Annotated in this window: 18 protein-coding genes; 6 read left to right on the top strand and 12 right to left on the bottom strand. The window is 64.7% G+C overall.

Going from position 1 to position 14244, the window contains the following annotated elements; translation table 11 throughout:
• The first annotated feature begins 63 nt into the window (after positions 1 to 63).
• Together CH275_RS08570 and CH275_RS08575 are read left to right on the top strand one after the other, a co-directional pair.
• Positions 64 to 933: a D-2-hydroxyacid dehydrogenase gene (locus tag CH275_RS08570; protein ID WP_094677009.1), complete on the top strand. Its 870-nt coding sequence runs from the start codon at positions 64 to 66 to the stop codon at positions 931 to 933.
• 77 nt (positions 934 to 1010) lie between these two features.
• Positions 1011 to 1430, top strand: a complete 420-nt coding sequence (locus CH275_RS08575) for an SRPBCC family protein (RefSeq protein WP_373453691.1) — start codon at positions 1011 to 1013, stop codon at positions 1428 to 1430.
• On the opposite strand, the gene CH275_RS08580 is transcribed toward CH275_RS08575, so the two are convergent.
• Positions 1427 to 2677 (bottom strand): Nramp family divalent metal transporter, encoded by a 1251-nt coding sequence (locus CH275_RS08580; RefSeq protein WP_094677361.1) that lies wholly within the window; start codon positions 2675 to 2677, stop codon positions 1427 to 1429. The genes CH275_RS08575 and CH275_RS08580 overlap by 4 nt on opposite strands.
• A 111-nt stretch (positions 2678 to 2788) precedes the next feature.
• Here CH275_RS08580 and CH275_RS08585 point away from each other — a divergent pair, with 111 nt between their 5' ends.
• Positions 2789 to 3550: a class I SAM-dependent methyltransferase gene (locus tag CH275_RS08585; RefSeq protein WP_094677013.1), complete on the top strand. Its 762-nt coding sequence runs from the start codon at positions 2789 to 2791 to the stop codon at positions 3548 to 3550.
• On the opposite strand, the gene lppU is transcribed toward CH275_RS08585, so the two are convergent.
• The 4 genes from lppU to CH275_RS08605 all read right to left on the bottom strand — a co-directional run bounded on the left by lppU (position 3547) and on the right by CH275_RS08605 (position 7569).
• A complete protein-coding gene (gene lppU / locus CH275_RS08590) occupies positions 3547 to 4146 on the bottom strand; it encodes an LppU family putative lipoprotein (protein ID WP_094677363.1) in 600 nt (199 codons plus the stop codon). The two genes, CH275_RS08585 and lppU, sit on opposite strands and share 4 nt — an antisense overlap.
• Before the next feature lie 119 nt (positions 4147 to 4265).
• Positions 4266 to 5510 (bottom strand): molybdopterin-dependent oxidoreductase, encoded by a 1245-nt coding sequence (locus CH275_RS08595; RefSeq protein WP_094677365.1) that lies wholly within the window; start codon positions 5508 to 5510, stop codon positions 4266 to 4268.
• Positions 5511 to 5821: 311 nt separating this feature from the next.
• Complete coding sequence (locus tag CH275_RS08600) at positions 5822 to 6661, bottom strand: DUF692 domain-containing protein (protein ID WP_094677015.1); 840 nt, start codon at positions 6659 to 6661, stop codon at positions 5822 to 5824.
• A complete protein-coding gene (locus CH275_RS08605; protein WP_256990924.1) occupies positions 6658 to 7569 on the bottom strand; it encodes a TIGR04222 domain-containing membrane protein in 912 nt (303 codons plus the stop codon). Before CH275_RS08605 ends, CH275_RS08600 begins: the two co-directional genes overlap by 4 nt.
• 171 nt (positions 7570 to 7740) lie before the next feature.
• Between CH275_RS08605 and CH275_RS08610 the strand changes: the two genes are divergently transcribed.
• From CH275_RS08610 to CH275_RS08620, 3 genes are read left to right on the top strand one after another with little or no spacing between them, the layout of a single operon-like run.
• Positions 7741 to 9024 carry an HNH endonuclease gene (locus CH275_RS08610; protein ID WP_179276043.1) on the top strand — a complete coding sequence of 428 codons (1284 nt, stop codon included), beginning with the start codon at positions 7741 to 7743 and terminating at the stop codon, positions 9022 to 9024.
• Between the two features lie 60 nt (positions 9025 to 9084).
• A complete protein-coding gene (locus tag CH275_RS08615) occupies positions 9085 to 10383 on the top strand; it encodes a lipase family protein (protein ID WP_094677021.1) in 1299 nt (432 codons plus the stop codon).
• 14 nt (positions 10384 to 10397) lie between these two features.
• A complete protein-coding gene (locus CH275_RS08620; protein WP_094677023.1) occupies positions 10398 to 11357 on the top strand; it encodes an endonuclease/exonuclease/phosphatase family protein in 960 nt (319 codons plus the stop codon).
• Here CH275_RS08620 and CH275_RS08625 read toward each other — a convergent pair.
• From CH275_RS08625 to CH275_RS08655, 7 genes are read right to left on the bottom strand one after another with little or no spacing between them, the layout of a single operon-like run.
• Positions 11350 to 11928, bottom strand: a complete 579-nt coding sequence (locus CH275_RS08625) for a hypothetical protein (protein ID WP_094677025.1) — start codon at positions 11926 to 11928, stop codon at positions 11350 to 11352. The genes CH275_RS08620 and CH275_RS08625 overlap by 8 nt on opposite strands.
• 13 nt (positions 11929 to 11941) lie before the next feature.
• A complete protein-coding gene (locus CH275_RS08630; protein WP_094677027.1) occupies positions 11942 to 12484 on the bottom strand; it encodes a DUF6286 domain-containing protein in 543 nt (180 codons plus the stop codon).
• Positions 12481 to 12846 carry an Asp23/Gls24 family envelope stress response protein gene (locus CH275_RS08635; RefSeq protein ID WP_179276044.1) on the bottom strand — a complete coding sequence of 122 codons (366 nt, stop codon included), beginning with the start codon at positions 12844 to 12846 and terminating at the stop codon, positions 12481 to 12483. Before CH275_RS08635 ends, CH275_RS08630 begins: the two co-directional genes overlap by 4 nt.
• Positions 12839 to 13018, bottom strand: a complete 180-nt coding sequence (locus tag CH275_RS08640) for a hypothetical protein (protein WP_027495126.1) — start codon at positions 13016 to 13018, stop codon at positions 12839 to 12841. The genes CH275_RS08635 and CH275_RS08640 overlap by 8 nt, the downstream gene beginning before the upstream one ends.
• A 39-nt stretch (positions 13019 to 13057) precedes the next feature.
• Entirely contained in the window at positions 13058 to 13342 is a 285-nt protein-coding gene (locus tag CH275_RS08645; RefSeq protein WP_094677031.1) for a hypothetical protein, read from the bottom strand.
• Between the two features lie 4 nt (positions 13343 to 13346).
• A complete protein-coding gene (locus CH275_RS08650; RefSeq protein ID WP_094677367.1) occupies positions 13347 to 13622 on the bottom strand; it encodes an Asp23/Gls24 family envelope stress response protein in 276 nt (91 codons plus the stop codon).
• 11 nt (positions 13623 to 13633) lie between these two features.
• Complete coding sequence (locus tag CH275_RS08655; RefSeq protein ID WP_094677033.1) at positions 13634 to 14122, bottom strand: Asp23/Gls24 family envelope stress response protein; 489 nt, start codon at positions 14120 to 14122, stop codon at positions 13634 to 13636.
• Positions 14123 to 14244: the final 122 nt, after the last annotated feature.

Here is a 14244-nt window from a genome sequence, read left to right on the forward strand (position 1 = left end):
GAGAGCGGTTCGGACAGAAAGTCTTTGCCCGCAATCGATGGAGTGGACTTCCGAAGCTGCGCGATGGATGAACTCGCCGGTGCGGTCTCGTGGGCCGAGGTGCTGCTGTTCCGGACGTTCGAGTCCGCCGATCTGCGGGACGTCTGGCGCAATGCCGAGAACCTTCGCTGGATCCACGCGTCGAGCGCAGGCGTCGATCGCCTGCTCGATCCCGTTCTGCGCGAGGGTCCGTGGCTGCTGACCAACTCCGGCGGAATTCTCGACCGGGCAATTGCCGAGTACGTCGCAGCCGGCATTCTGGCGTCGGTCAAGAAGTTGCCCCAGGCGCTCCGACGCCAGCGCGAGCGGGTCTGGGAGCATCGGGGCACCAACGGAATCCAGGGTCGGCACGCTCTTGTCGTCGGACCGGGCTCGATCGGACGGGAAATCGCCCGAGTGCTGGGCGCACTCGGCATGCGCGTCGATGCGTCGGCAACGTCCCGACGTCCGGGGGATGCGGAGTTCGGGCAGATCCTGGATGTCCACGAATTGCCCTCGTATGCAGGTGAATACGACGTGATCGTACTGGCTGCGCCGCTGACCGACAGAACTCGAGGTCTCGTCGACATCGAGGTGCTCGACGCTATGCGTCCCGATGCAGGACTGGTCAATATCGCTCGCGGTCCCGTCGTCGACGAAGCAGCGCTGTCCGGGGCCCTGGCCTCGGGCGCGATCGGGTGGGCGGTGCTCGATGTGTTCGAGGTCGAACCGCTACCCGAAACGAGTCCGCTGTGGGATCTGGACAACGTCATCCTGACCGCGCATCTCGCAGGCGACGCCGACGACTTCGCCGAGCGCCTGTGGCAGTTGTTCGAGGACAACCTGGGTCGATATCTGACCGGCTCGCCGCTGGCCAACGTGGTGGACAAACAGGCGGGATACGTTCGCCGGTAGGCCGATGCAGCAAAGTGTGTGTAACACGCCGTAGCGTGTACTAGGGTGCACGAGTGCGTGAAATCAATCGTTCGGCCGTGGCATCGACCAGTCGCGACGCGGCGTTCGCCTACATGGACGACTTCAGGAATGTCCCGCAGTGGATGTTCGGCATCACCCGTTTCGAGCCGACGAGCGAGGTCACTTCAGGGCTCGGTGCCAGGTACGACGCGACGATGCAGATCGGTCCGAAGGCCCTCACCTCCGTTGTGCACGTCACCGAATGGGTCCAGAACGAGAGGCTCACGCTCGAATCGGTCGAGGGCCTGTCCAACTCGTCCACGTGGTCGTTCTCCGATACCGCAGACGGCGGTACTCGTCTGGATGTGGTGTTCCGCTACAGCCTGCCCGGCGGCATCGCAGGCAAGGTGCTCGCCGCTGTAGTCGAACCCGTTGTGGGTCAGGCGATCAAGCACACGGAGTCGACGCTGCGCTCACGCCTGGAAGCCGCCGGCTAGTACACGTACTTGTCGAGGGCGTCCAGTACCTGGTCGACGGCCAGCCATGCGAACAGGAATGCGCAGACGCCCAGTGTGAGGTTGGTGAACCAGCCGTTGCGCCACTGCTTCGGTACTCGGTCGCTGTTGAGAAGAATCAGCAGAGTCACCGCCAGGAACGGCATGAAGACTGCCCCCAGCACCCCGTACGTGAGTACGAGCCCGATCGGTTGGTCGAGCCACAACAGCACCATGGGCGGGAACGTCAGCCATGCGACGTACCAGCGGAAGTACTTGCCACCCACACGCGTATCCGAATGGCCCTGTTCGAGCCCCTTCAGATTGCCGACGAAGTCCGCGAACATCAGGCTCACCCCGTTCCACACCCCGATCAGCGACGAGAACGACGCCGACCAGAAGCCGATGAGAAACACGTAGCCGAACACGGTGCCGTAGCGCTCTGCGAGGACGTCGGACAACTGAATCAAGCCCTGATCTCCGGTGGAAATCGCGATCTGCGACGAGTACAGCAGTTCGGCACCGACGATGAGCATCGCGAGGACGAAGATTCCGGAGATGACGTAGGCCATCGAATTGTCGATCCGCATGACTCGCATGAATTTCGGTGTGATCCAACCCTTCTCGCGGAGCCAATAGCCGTAGGCGGCGAGCGTGATGGTTCCGCCGACACCACCGGCGAGGCCGAGGACGTACACGATGGAGCCGTCGGGAATGGTGGGGACGAGGCCCTTGACGATCGCGGGGACGTTCGGAACCGCCACTACCGCAGCGCCGATGACCGTCACGAACATGATGCCGACGAAGACGGTGATGATCTTCTCGAAGAACCCGTAGCTACCCAGCCAGATCAACGCGAACCCGAGAAGCCCGGACGCGATGGCGACGACTTTGAGATCCAGGGCGGGAAACAGCGCGACGATCGGCAGCGCGCTCGACGACATCGCCGCAGCGCCGTAGACGAATCCCCAGATGACGATGTAAGGCGCGAAGTACACCGTCGTCCATTTGCCCAGCGACCGCCAGCCCTGGAATATCGTGTTGCCCGACGCCAACGTGTAGCGTCCGGCACCCTCCACCAGAACAACTTTCATGACGACGCCGACAATGATGACCCAGAGCAGGGCGTAGCCGTAGCGCGAGCCGGCGACCAAGGTCGCCACCAGGTCGGCGGCTCCGATGCCGGTGGCGGCGACCACCAGGCCGGGTCCGACCACCTTCCACTTCGGGGGTGCAGTCGTCTCGGTCATGCGGTCTCCTCCACGGGCAGGCGTAGTGGTTTGAATCACTCTTTACCAAGAGGGCTGTGGCTGGCAAGTCGATGACCGACTACAGAACTGTGGATCGGTACTCTGGCTAACATGCCTCAGGACGAGCAGCCGGGACGTGGATTGACCTTCGGTCGAGTTGCGGAGAACTACGACCGGGCGCGACCCGGGTACCCAGCCGAGCTGTACGCCGACATCGCGACCGGCGGCAGGCTGCGAGTGCTCGAGGCGGGAGCAGGTACCGGCAAAGCCACTGTTGCCTTGGCCGAACTCGGCGCGTCCGTTGTTGCCGTGGAACCGGATTCGGGTATGGCGGACCTAGTTCGGCGTCGCACCGCGAACCTCGACGTCGCGGTGCAGGTGTCGCGGTTCGAGGAGTGTGTCGTCCCGGCTGCGTCGTTCGATGTCGTCGTCGCCGCGCAATCCTGGCATTGGGTGAACCACGAGGAAGGAGCTGCGGTTGCCGCCCGTGCGTTGGTCCCCGGCGGCCTCCTTCGGTTGTGGTGGAACATGCCGAGCGACCTCGACGGGCCGGCATGGGAAGCCGTCAGGGCGGCCTACGACGCAACCGTGCCGGAAGCGGCACCGCTGCTGGCGCGTTCACTCGGTGCGCAATCGGAGTCGACCGTGCCCCGCGCGGACGGCTTCGGCGCGTGGTCGTCCTCGACCTACCGATGGGTCCAGCGCTACACGGCGGACGAATTCTGCGCGATGGCGGCCACGTACTCGAGCCATATCATCCTCGACGACACGCGGCGCAAAAGAGTGTTGGACGCGGTACACGCGGCGATCACCGAGTACGGGCACGTGGACTACCACTACGTCACTCAGATGATGACAGCGCGGCTCGACTAGGAAATCGTGGTGGTACACACGACGAATTGCCTTGACTCGTAGGCGAACCCGCCCTCCGGGCACTCGTTGGGATCTGCGGTGCCGGTCTTGATCTCGGTGACCTGTTCGACGTCGGTTGCGCTGGGGTCGCTGCAGTCGACTCGTGCGGGCTCTTCGATACCTCCGGTAGGCACGCTCATGCACCCGTCGACCACCCAGTCGACGTCGAGGCACAGAGCACCCTGCTCCACACCGTCCAGAGTCTCGTAGTAGGTCTGATTCACATCGGTCGGGCACTGCTCGTTCTCTTCGGCCTTGGCGATGACCTTGTAGTTCGATTCGGTGCTGCCGCACTCGGCGTTCTCGATGGTGGCGGCGGTCATCGTGCCGCCGAGCTTGACGCACTGGCCGATCTCGACATCGATATCGGTGGAGCCACCCGCGTCGATGCCTTCTTGGCCGGAGACGTCGTCGGTAGTGCTGGGAGCGGCTGACGTCGATGATGTGGTGGTGTCTGCGGCAACGGCGTTGCCTGCGTCGGACGACGAACAGCCTGCGGCGAACAGCAGTGTGAGTGCTGCACCTGCGGCGAGGAAGCCTCTGGACAAAGCGTGCATGGTGGCGTGACCTTCGGAACTCATCCAGGCGAGGGTTACACCCTCGTCGGCAACCCCGCGGGCCGCCGATGAAAGATTGTTTACCATTCACGGAGGTTTGAAAAGTGCACAGCTGAAAGTCACGAACGGAACACGATACGAGCGACCCATTTGGTGTTGTGCACACCCGGCAGCGCAGGCACGATCACGCGCGCGGGATAGCCGTGATCGAGTGAGAGATCGACGCCGTTGACTCGTAAGGCCAACAACGAGTTCGGATGGCTTGCTTGGTTTCCTTGTAGTACTGCTCTCGTGAAAGCACCGTTCTGCTCGAGGGAGGTCACCTCGGCCGATCGTGGTGCGGACACACCGGCGAGCGCGGCAAGCTCGGCCAGCGGAACGCCGGTCCAGGTCTGAGTCGTCGACCATCCTTCGACGCAGGCGATGGGGAGTTCGGCAGTGCGCTGCGGCATCGACAGCAGCCTGCCTCGGGACAGCACCACTGGAACGGCGTCGTCGGCCGCGCTGCTGATCTCCAGTTGCCAGTCGGCACCGGTCTGCGCCTCGGTGATCCCCGCAGCCTCGGCCGTCCGGTTGATCTGAAAGTCGTTGGGCCCGTCGCCGTACGAGCGCCCACGGGGCAGCAGAATCGCGGCCTTGCGCAGCACTCCCCCGAGTGTCTGGCCGACCGTAAGCACGGCGACGAATCCCATTCCGGCGGCGACCAATCCGATCGCACCGCGTCGACTCATGGTCGCTGGACGGGACTCGTCGGCGTTGTGGTCCTGAGCTTCGTTGCGGGCGCGCAGCACGTCCATCAGCGACTCCGATCGCAAGGTTCGCCACATGAGCGGCACCTTGAGGCCGAGGTGTACGACGAATCCGGCGATGAACACCCAGGCACCGAAGTAGTGGGCGGCGTAGAAATCGAAGCCGAACACGTAGTCGTACTGGATGTTGAGAACACCGGTGACGATCTCGAACAGCAGGCCACCGACGAGAGCCAGTAGAGACAGTCGTTCGAGTGCATGCGCGGGCGATCGCACCGGCGGAAGTTCGACGAGCTTGGGCATCACCGACCACAGTTTGGCGATGACGAGAGGCACGATGATCAGGCCCAGTCCCACGTGCAGGCCCTGCGTGAGCTGGTAGAGCCATGCCGGATTCGTCGGCCAGTCGAAGAACGGCAACCGCAGCCACCCCACGGCACCCGGCTTGGCCTGGTCGAACTGTGGACCGTACGCGTTGTACGAGAGCAACCCCGTCACGATGACCACCGGCAGCGCGACGAGCAGAACCGCGCCGAACAACGACGTCAACCACGTGCCGCGAAGCGGACTGCGAAAGCGCGCGAAAGGGTTGCGTGCTTCGGCCATGTAGAGCATTCGATGCCCAGGCACTGCCGGATGTGTCGCGTCGAGTTCCCCTGCCCGACGCATTGCCTCGTAGAAGGCCTGTGCATCGGCTGCGGTCGATACTTTCGGACGGCCGGATGCCCATCGGTGAAAGAGTTCGTCGTACCTCTCCCCCATCGCCGACGGCACAGCCGGGTACCGAGCCGCGATCTCCGCTGCGCGCTTGCGCACGAGAGCAGTTCGAGCGGTGTCGATGGTCGCGGAATCGAATCCCTTGGGCAGCTGTTCCCCCGCAACGAGCGCTCGGACGAGCTCCTTCTGACGGCGGGCCAGGTCCTCGCTCACATTCTCGGACCCAGCAGCCGGTTCGGCGTGATTCGTTCCAGGCCTGCAGAATCGGCGAAAGTGTCGAGTTCGTCCAGTAACTCGACCTCAGGCGGATAGTGACCGTCGCGCTCGAGCATGATCGGCGCGCGGTACCCGGCCGAGGTGAATGCCTCGAGCAGCGCGAGTACGTCCTCGGGGACGGGAGCGGTGTGCGAGTCGTGGTAGACGCCGTCGCGTGCGGTGCCACCCGCGATGTGGCAGTAGGCAATTCGCTCCAGAGGCAACCGGGCCAGTTCGGTCCACGGGTCACGGCGGCGATTGCGTGCGTTGGCATAGACGTTGGCGATGTCCAAGACCAGCGACACTCCCGTACGTTCGACGATCTCTGTGAGAAATTCGCTCTCCGTGAGCTCGTCCTCCGGCCAATCGAACAGTGCCGCAATATTTTCCACGGCCAGAGGAACATGCAGCCCATCCTGCGTCCGCGCGATGTTTCGGGTCAGCACCGTCACGGCCTCGCGGGTCCGCGGCATCGGGATCAGATGCCCGGCCTCGATACCGTCGGCACGAACGAACGCGATGTGTTCGCTCACGACTGGCGACCCGAGCAGCGAGGCCACCCGCTCCAAGTGTGCTATTCGGTGCGATTCCACCGGCTCGACTCCGCCCAGCGACAAGGCAATTCCGTGTGTGACGACGGGGACGCCCAATCCGGTGAGGCGCTCCGGTGCGTGATCCCCGATCGATTCGGCGATCACCTCACAGAACGCGAGCCCCGGCAACTGCGAAATGATTCCGGAAATCTCGGAGCGCCAACCGATTCCGAGCCCCACCGGCAGAGCATCGACGCTCATCCGCCGCACCCGCCCCCACCGCCACAGCCGCCGCCACCACCGCAGCTACTGCTGCTACCGCCGTCGCCTCCGCTGCCACCACTGTCTCCGCCGAAACCGAACGATGCGGCACCGCCGGCGTGCGCGGAGCCGTAACTCAGCGCGCCGGCCATGGCCGGATCGAGCATCAGCAGAGCGCCCGCTCCGAAGAGGGCGGCCGACATGCCAGCGCGTGACGGCCCGTATGCGGTGAAGGACGGACGAGAGCGAGGCGAGAGATAGTCGTTCTCGGAGCGAAGGCGTCGGAGCTCTGCGTCCCCGAGTGCGGTACGGCGGCGCCGTCGCCGAACGAACGGGAGCGTCAGCAGCAGCAATACGATGACGCCGACGAGGAACAGCACCGGTTTCCCGTTCGCAAGGCCGGAGATCACCCGTACGAATCCGACGGCCGCGACGAACAGGATCGGGAACACGCGGATGGTCGACGCGCCGCGCTCGGACCGCCCGTGCAGTAGGCCCTCATCGATGAGCTGGCTTCGTAGCTGCGCGCACGATACGGACATGTTCGCCACCAGCCGGGACCGAACCAGGGGCGCTTTGCCGCTGCCGAGGCGTTCGAGGACGGTGCGAGTGAACCAATCGAGGTGTCTGCGCTCGGTGTCGGTCAGCGCGCGCCGCGCTCTGCCCCGAGAATCGATCACGTCGGCACCGCGCAGGATGGCCAACGACGCCATCACCGCCTGCGTGTCATTGGTGAGCGCCCCGACCTCGGGCGGCGTGAGCACCCGCCCGGTCGGAGACGTCGGAATGGACCGGTGTGCGGCGAGCCAGTTGCCCACGAGCGTGAGAACCACCGCGACAACGGCTGCGAGCAGATACCACCGCAGAAAGTCTGCGCTGGCAATGCCCCAGGTATCGGTACTTTCCACGGCTGCACCACCCTTCGGTCGGAACCAGCATCTGGTGTCAGTATCGGGCCACGCGGCGAGAAAGCAAGAGCAATAACGTCCCCGCGGGGACGCGATGGGCCGCGTCGAAGAGTTTCTGTCGGTACCGTGTCGTACCTTCATCGAACATGCATTCGATGAATGGGGGCGTTCATGATCGACATGGCCGATACAGGATCCGAGGCGGGGCGGATCGAGATGAACGAAATCGAGACCGAGATCTGCGCTCTGGCCGGTCAGATCGCTGCAGCGTCGGCGCAGTATCTGATCTTGGTGGGCGAGTTCGACGTGCGACGCGGATGGGCGGGGTGGGAAGTGCGGTCCTGTGCGCATTGGTTGTCCTGGCGCGCGGGAGTCGACCTGCATACCGCTCGTGAGCAGGTACGGGTTGCCAAAGCCATGCGAGAGTTGCCGCTGATCACCTCGGCGTACCTGAGCGGCACCATCTCTTACTCGAAGGTACGAGCCATGACCCGCGTGGCCACGGCGGAGAACGAGGCGTCGCTGCTCCAGAAGGCACTCGATGCACCTGCCGCGCACATCGAGCGACTCTGCCGTGGTCTGAAGAAAGCGATGCGTCCGACCAGGGGCAACGGCGTCGACCTCGATCCGTGCGTGGGGCGGTGGCGGTGGGACGAGGACGACGGTTCGTTCGTGCTGACGGCACGCTTTCGGCCCGAGGACGGTAAGCGATTTCTGGCTGCATTGACCAGGGCGGAGTACGAGCGCACCCGAACCGAGGGCGAATCCGAGGGTGACCGGGCGGCCCCGGCACCGCCCAACCCGGTACCGGCGATGATCGCCATGGCGGAGATGGTGTGCGACGCCATCGATTCACCGGTCGTCTCACCGGCCGCGGAGGTGTTGGTCCATCTCGGCAACAGCACCGAAGCCGGATGCGATCACGCTCATTTCGACGACGGGCCGGGATTGGACGACGAGACGCTTGCTCAGGTGCTGTGTTCTGCAGTCATGCGGACTGTCGGTCACGGCAGGCTGGGAAAGACTGTGCGGTGGAGTTCGACCGCGAAAACCCCGAGCCGAACCCAGATGCGTCAGTTGATCATTCGAGATCGATGCTGCACGGTGCCCGGGTGTGGGCGCACTCGATTTCTGCATGCTCATCACGTCACCTACCGCTCGCGGGGAGGTGCGACGTCACTCGACAATCTGGTCCTGCTGTGCGGCGAACACCATCGAGCGCTGCACGACGGGTATTTCTTCATCGAAGCCCTTGGCGATCAACGTTTCTCGCTTCACCATCCTTCGGGCATCGCGATGATTCACGCGCCGGCGATGTCCGGCGACGCGGACGAACTTCGGCGACGATACGACGGGATCGCCTCCGACGCCATCGTCCCGAACTGGGGCGGGGAGGGCCTCGACCTGAGCTACGCGACCGACGTCCTGATCACCAACTGGCAGCAGGCTGCATAAATGAGGCGACGCAGGGCAAGTTAGTGTGACGAAGAGACTCGGACAAGAAGCGGTGGGGATATGAGCGTCGACAGATCGCTGGGGGACGAACAGGCCTGGCCGGTGGAACGAGCACCGAGTCGCAGCGACGCGACCAGGCCCGAGGACGATCCGTTCTACGCCGCGCCCGAGGGGTACGAAGCGGCTGCCCCGGGGACGATCCTGAAGGTGCGGCCGGTAGAGGTCGCGATGTTCGGTCGCGTGCGCCAGCGAGTCGATGCGTGGCAGCTGCTGTACCGCACCGCGGATCTCGGCGGGTTTCCGCAGGCCAGCGTCACAACCGTGCTGCGGCCGCACGATGCCGAGCCGGTATTGCTCTCGTACCAGTGCGCCATCGACGGCGTCGCGTCCTCGTGTTTTCCTTCCTATGCGCTTCGACGCGGCTCGAAGGCCTTCGGTGCAGTTCCGCAGTTCGAGTTCCTGCTGGTGCTGCATGCCTTGCGCCGTGGGTGGACCATCTCCATTCCGGACCACGAGGGCCCCGACGGGCACTGGGGTTCGCCGCAGGAACCCGGATTCTGCACACTCGACGCCATCCGCGCGGCGCTGTCGTTCGAGCCGCTCGAATTGAACGACAACACCCCGGTCGCGCTGTGGGGTTACTCGGGCGGAGGGCTCGCGACGTCCTGGGCGGCGGAGATGGCACCGGAGTACGCGCCGGAGATCGAATTGGTCGGTGCCGCGCTCGGCTCGCCCGTCGGAGATCCGGGCTCGGCGTTCACCCGGCTCAATGCGACGCTGCACGCGGCATTGCCGACGCTGGTGGTGGCGGGCCTACGGCGCACCTACCCCGAGCTCGATCGGGTGGTTCGCCAGCACGTCAACGAGGACGGAATGCGCATCCTCGATTCCGTGGAGTCGATGACGACCGTGCGCGCCGTGACCAAACTGGCTCGACACGACCTGGACCACTACATCGACGTTCCGCTGGCCGATCTGTTGGCGCTGCCCGAGATCGTGCAGGTGTTCCTGGATATCCAGCCCGGACGCATCGCACCGTCGGCACCTTTGCTGGTGGTCCAGGCGGTGCACGATCAGATCATCGCCGTGGATGACGTCGACGGGCAGGTCGAGCGCTACAACGAAGCCGGTGCCCACGTGACATATCTACGAGATCGGCTGAGCGAACACTTGTCGCTGCATCCGCTCAGCGCGCCTCTGACATTGGACTGGCTGGCCGACCGATTCGCCGGCGTTCCGATGCCTGATCCCTCCACCCGAACGGTGTGGTCCACTGCGTTCTCGTTCGCCGCGGTCCGTGGTCTGGTGTCGATGACCTGGACGATGTTCAGAGCACTCACCGTCGGCGTCCGGGCGTAGCTACCCTAGGGCCGATGCAGCGAACCTGGGTACGGATACTCACCGGCACGATCGCGACACTGGGCATCCTCATCGGGCTGGTGGCGTTGGGCGTCTTCTACACCGACACCCGCGTCAACGTGTTGATCGCATTGGCGTCGTTCGTTCCGTTGATGTTCACCGCCGTCGTGCTCGGCGCTCTAGTGGCGCTGATCGGGCGGCGCTGGATTCTCGCGGGAGTCTCGACCCTGGTGCTGGCGGCAGGCGCATTCTCGTACGCACCGCTCTACGTTGCCGACGCTGCACCGAGTTCCGATGGTGTACGACTGCGCGTGATGCAGGCAAATCTGATGGTGGGACGAGCTGATCCGGCGGCGGTGGTCGGTCAGGCCCGCGACAACTCCGTCGACGTCGTGACGATTCAGGAATTGACCGACGCGTCGGTGATCGGGCTGCGTGACGCCGGTATGGAAGAGCTCTTTCCGTACAGCTACCTCCGGCCGTACGTGACGGGCGGCGGTGGAGCCGGGATCTACAGTCGCCTGCCGATATCCGACAGCCGAGAACTCGACGGTTACGGCCCGATCAATCTGGCGACCGAGATCGAGGTCCCCGATTCCGAGCCGATCTCGCTGCTGGCCGTGCATCCGGGCCCGGCCTACATCACCCCGGCAGATGTCTGGACCGCCGAATTGGACACGCTCCGAGACGATCTGGAGGCCGTGTCGGGTACCGGACCGGTGGTCGTCAGCGGAGATTTCAACACGACGTATTCGCACAAGAAGTTCCGCAATCTGCTCGACGCCGGATACTCCGACGCCGCAGCACAATTGGGGAAGGGCCTGATCCCGACGTATCCCACGGACAAGGGCACACCCGCTGTCGTCGGAATCGACCACATTTTGTCCAACAGCGGCCACGCTCGATCGCTGGAACGAATCGATCTCCCCGGATCGGACCATCACGGTCTGATCGGGGAGATCGAGTTCAGCTGACGCGAACGGACTGCTTGCGAGACTTGCCGCATTGCAACAGGATTCGCACCCCTGCCGGAGTGCCTTCCAGCGATGTGAGGAGGTCGTTGCGCGTCTGTGCTGCTGCGGCGGACACCTTGTCGAGTGAGGTCACAGCAGGGTCGAGGGTCGCGACGATCTCGACGATGCGCTGCCCCCGGTCCGATACCGATCGGCCGTTTGCCGACACGACACCCTCGTGGGCGGCCAGCGATTTGGCAGCACTTCGGGCGGCGGTGGTCAGATCGACACTGAGCCTGCCATCGACGTCCGAGTCTGAAGTGGACGCGAATGCGACGGTGCCGACCGATCGGCGCGGTAGGTGCGCGAGCAACCACCACAGTCCGAGAAGGACGAGAACGATCGCGGCTGCTCCGAGAGCCCACGGCCACCAGCCGGCGTCGACTGTGGTGTCGACGAATGCGGCATCGATGCGCTCGCGGCCGGGGAACTTGCCCCGCTCCCATGCGATTGCTCCGCCGCCGACGGCGATCAGTGCGAGCCCGACGACCGCCGTGCTGGTTCGGTCGAGCGAAGCGGTTGCGCGTTTCACAGCAGCTGTCCTGTCATGAGGGCTGTCCTGTCGTTCGCACTCGGGTGCGGACTTTCGGTGCCGACGCGAGTGGGCGGAGAGCGTCGTCCACGGAGGTGACGATCGAAGATTTCAGGGCAGAGGTGTCGGTACCGGTCAAGGTCGACGCGGATACGGTGACCTTCTTGTTGCCGGACTTCGCCGTCGCGGTGTCGACTCCGACGTTGTCCAGAGCGACGGTGCGGGCGACAGCGGCGACGTCACCCTTACGAAGCCAGATGTCCTGCTCGGTGAGGGCGCGGTGGGTGCGTCGGCGTGGGCGGACGGCGACGAAGACCAGGATGAATCCGACGACGACTGCGGCAATGCCGCCGGGCAGCATCCACTGCTGTGCGGTGAGTCCGTCCAGATGGGACGCGGCGGGACCGACCCACTCCGGTCCGTCGAGAGCTCCCAGCTTCAGCAGCGCTTCGCGGCCGAGGACGACGCCTGCAGCGATGAGGACGAGTGCGAACAGAATGGCGGGTACCGCGGCGGTGGGGTTCGCTACCGGCTTCTTGCTGGTTGTGGCGCTCATTGCACTCTCCCTTCTTCGACGGTGGCCTCGGCGGGCACGCACTGGACGGTCACGTCGACGCGATCGACGGTGTAGATACCCAGCTCGGACAGGTCTCGGGCCACCGCGGCGCGTACGGCAGCGGCTACCTTCGCCAGTGGCGAGAGCCAGGTGACGGCCACCTCGACCTTCGCTCGGACGCGTGAGCCGCTGATCGACACGTCGGCCTTGGGCAGGTCACGTCCACCGAGGACGCGCAGTCCCGGATGGCGATCGGTGACCGAATCGGTGCAACGGGCGGCGAGAACGGCGAGGCGCTCGACGGCTTTGTGTTTGATTTCCAGTGAGCCGCGCTCACCGGGCTCCACCGGTGTGTCAGTCACGACCGCGACCACGCATGATCGAGTTCAGGTCCAGTTCGCCGTCGATGTAGCGGCCGACGAAGAATCCGAGGCCGCCGAGAACGATGGCGATGAGGAAGCCGGTGAAACCGCCGGCTGCTGCGGCGATGGCCAGCAGAAGTCCCACGAACAAACCGATGGTCGCAGTGGTCATGGTCTTGATCTCCAGTCAGAGTATTCAGATTCAGCGGTGTCAGATGTCGAAGTAATTACGCCGGGCGACGCGCTTGCGAATGCGAGCGATCCGTTTGGGCAGTGTGCGCAGCGGAGATGGGATCGACGAGGCGCGAAACGCGGTCGGTGCACTGGCTGCGTTGATCGGAGTCGACGGCAGGACGGCGAACCTGCGATCGACCTCGGCGAGTTCGGCCATGTACCGAGCCGGGTCTCCGCCGACGTCGGGGTGATGTTCTCGTGCCACAGCGCGCCGAGCCGCCTTGTATTCGGCGGCCCGGTCGTGCGCTGCATGCTGATTCACCTGGTCAGACTCGCACAATGTCCTCGACGGTGACGTGCACGGGTCCGTCGACCATCGCCGACACCGTGCGGCGCACGGCCTCGGCGGTCTCGCGGACCGCGACGCCGAACTCCAGCGTCACGTGAACCTCGGTTCCGTCCTCCCCGATCCGAACGCCGGCGATGCGGCGTCCGGGCAGGTACGTTGCGGCCTCACCGAACATGCCGCCGTGCAGCCCGACGACACCGTCGATCGCCGTGACGGCGTCGGCGATGTCCTCGGACTTGTCACGATCCGTCATGTGCGGCTCGGTCACTGCACTCGGGTGGTGGCGGGCTCGGTGGTGTCGTCCTCGTCCGAGCCGTCGTCGAGGTAGATGTCGTGAACGACGATGTTGACCTCGGTGACCTCGAGGCCGGTCATGCGCTCGACGGCGTTGATGACGTTGCGGCGGATGCCCGCTGCGAGGTCTGCGATGGAGACGCCGTAATCGGCGACGATGTCGATGTCGACCGCTGCCTGACGCTCGCCGACCTCGACCGACACGCCCTGCGACTGGTTGACGCGGGCACCGGGGATGCGCTCGCGGAGAGCACCGATGGCGCGGCTGGCTCCGCCGCCGACGGCGTGCACTCCCTGCACCTCACGGGTGGCGATGCCGGCGATCTTGGAGACGACGGTATCGGCAATGGTGGTGCGGCCCTGCGAGCTGACGAGCACGGAGTCCGACTTGGTGGTGATGTCGGTCTTTCCTTCGCCTGCTGCGGATACGGTTGCCTTGGTGTCCGTCGTGGAGCTCATGAATGCCTCTCTTCGTTGGATGTCGTGCAGAGTGTGTGACAGGAGTTGGTCGTAGCTCGATGGTCGAAACGCACGTCCGAATAAAGTGATCTACGTCATAGATTACGTCCGCTGGTAAACCG

The organism is Rhodococcus sp. 06-235-1A (assembly GCF_002258785.1).
In the GTDB taxonomy this organism is placed as follows: Bacteria; Actinomycetota; Actinomycetes; order Mycobacteriales; family Mycobacteriaceae; genus Rhodococcoides.

Bases quoted from the DNA above. Each gene is read 5' to 3' on its own strand.
- CH275_RS08570 (WP_094677009.1), top strand. From the start codon at position 64: ATGGATGAACTCGCCGGTGCGGTCTCGTGGGCCGAGGTGCTGCTGTTC.
- CH275_RS08650 (WP_094677367.1), bottom strand. From the start codon at position 13,622: ATGACGGATCGTGACAAGTCCGAGGACATCGCCGACGCCGTCACGGCG.
- lppU (WP_094677363.1), bottom strand. From the start codon at position 4,146: ATGCACGCTTTGTCCAGAGGCTTCCTCGCCGCAGGTGCAGCACTCACA.
- CH275_RS08610 (WP_179276043.1), top strand. From the start codon at position 7,741: ATGATCGACATGGCCGATACAGGATCCGAGGCGGGGCGGATCGAGATG.
- CH275_RS08600 (WP_094677015.1), bottom strand. From the start codon at position 6,661: ATGAGCGTCGATGCTCTGCCGGTGGGGCTCGGAATCGGTTGGCGCTCC.
- CH275_RS08585 (WP_094677013.1), top strand. From the start codon at position 2,789: ATGCCTCAGGACGAGCAGCCGGGACGTGGATTGACCTTCGGTCGAGTT.
- CH275_RS08615 (WP_094677021.1), top strand. From the start codon at position 9,085: ATGAGCGTCGACAGATCGCTGGGGGACGAACAGGCCTGGCCGGTGGAA.
- CH275_RS08580 (WP_094677361.1), bottom strand. From the start codon at position 2,677: ATGACCGAGACGACTGCACCCCCGAAGTGGAAGGTGGTCGGACCCGGC.
- CH275_RS08595 (WP_094677365.1), bottom strand. From the start codon at position 5,510: ATGCTCTACATGGCCGAAGCACGCAACCCTTTCGCGCGCTTTCGCAGT.
- CH275_RS08620 (WP_094677023.1), top strand. From the start codon at position 10,398: ATGCAGCGAACCTGGGTACGGATACTCACCGGCACGATCGCGACACTG.
- CH275_RS08640 (WP_027495126.1), bottom strand. From the start codon at position 13,018: ATGACCACTGCGACCATCGGTTTGTTCGTGGGACTTCTGCTGGCCATC.
- CH275_RS08630 (WP_094677027.1), bottom strand. From the start codon at position 12,484: ATGAGCGCCACAACCAGCAAGAAGCCGGTAGCGAACCCCACCGCCGCG.
- CH275_RS08655 (WP_094677033.1), bottom strand. From the start codon at position 14,122: ATGAGCTCCACGACGGACACCAAGGCAACCGTATCCGCAGCAGGCGAA.